We start from the raw sequence: 1175 nt of genomic DNA on the forward strand, positions 1-1175 counted from the left end.
CCCTGGGTGTTGCACAACGTAGCGGAGAACAAAATAAAGAACAAGCAGATGCTGAGAAGGAAGGACTTGAACTTTATTTTTTGGATCTGGTATATGAGTGAGGATTTTTTGCAGATTGTAAGCACAGGCAGCCATGAGCATGAACTTATGAGCGGCTTGTTTCCCCTTCGCATTGCTTCTCTTCATGCCATAGTAGTTGAGTAAACTGCCAAATACCGGTTCTACGGTAGCCATTCTTCGTCCTTTCATTCTCTTACCTTCTTTGCTTTCTACTCTCTCCTGCATCCCTTGATGATAATGACGGTAAACACTGAATTTTAGGCTTTGCCTCCTTTTATTGCCATAACATTCTTTTTTAAAAGGACATATACTACAATCTTTTACTCTGGCATGGTAGTGATGATTCGCAAAGCCATACTCTATTTTGATACCATGGTGGTAGAGCAGTTTTTCATTGCGACAGATATAGGCATTTTGTGTTACATCATAATGAAAGCCTTCTCTTGATTGACCCGATTCCGTGGTCAATTCGAATGATAACTACCCGGTAAAGAAATGAAGCCTTTAATATGACGTGCCTCCAATGAAGCTTGGAGCCGATGCAATCGGAGGTGCTTCGCCCTCCGTTCGTAGCAGGTCCATTCTCGCCTGATCCGAACCCACCATCTGCGAGTAAATATTGAACAGGCAAGCCATATTGTTTAAGTTTACTTGATAGCTTGTCTACAATGGGTAGTAGATGTTTGGAATCTCGTTCATCGATGAATCATGACTGATTCATTCAGTCCGCTTGCATATGGGTAATCACATGGCGGTAGGTGTCTACACTCATACTAGAGAGATAATATAAACGAGAAGGTTTGCCCGCTTTTTGACTGAGCTTGGCATCCGCATCACTCATACTGATATGGCTGCGGTTATTTCTTGCACAGCTTTTCGGCTTGTCTGTCTTTGCTAAGGCAGTGAAGGAAGAAGCTTGCCCTGTAAACTCGGCAGATATAATTTGTTTTCCTTCACCCTTTACCAATTGCCATTCTAGCAACGCCTTTCGTTTGAGGCTATCTGTAGAAGCATTGGCCTCTACAAAGGCCGCATCCACTATTGACCGAGAATGGTCAGTTGGGTGTGCCCACTGACCATACCTGCCTCTACACAGGCAGTCAGAATAGACTGAA

The 1175-nt window shown here is 43.5% G+C and carries 1 protein-coding gene and 1 pseudogene; both read right to left on the reverse strand.

The window, feature by feature from the left end; translation table 11 throughout:
- A partial coding sequence (locus tag Q0590_RS37335) for a transposase (protein ID WP_302042786.1) occupies positions 1–528 on the reverse strand: 528 nt, incomplete at its 3' end.
- Positions 529–781: 253 nt separating this feature from the next.
- A pseudogene (locus Q0590_RS37340) lies at positions 782–1175 on the reverse strand (hypothetical protein); the annotation flags it as partial.

Source organism: Rhodocytophaga aerolata (assembly GCF_030503435.1).
Classification (GTDB): Bacteria; Bacteroidota; Bacteroidia; order Cytophagales; family 172606-1; genus Rhodocytophaga; species Rhodocytophaga aerolata.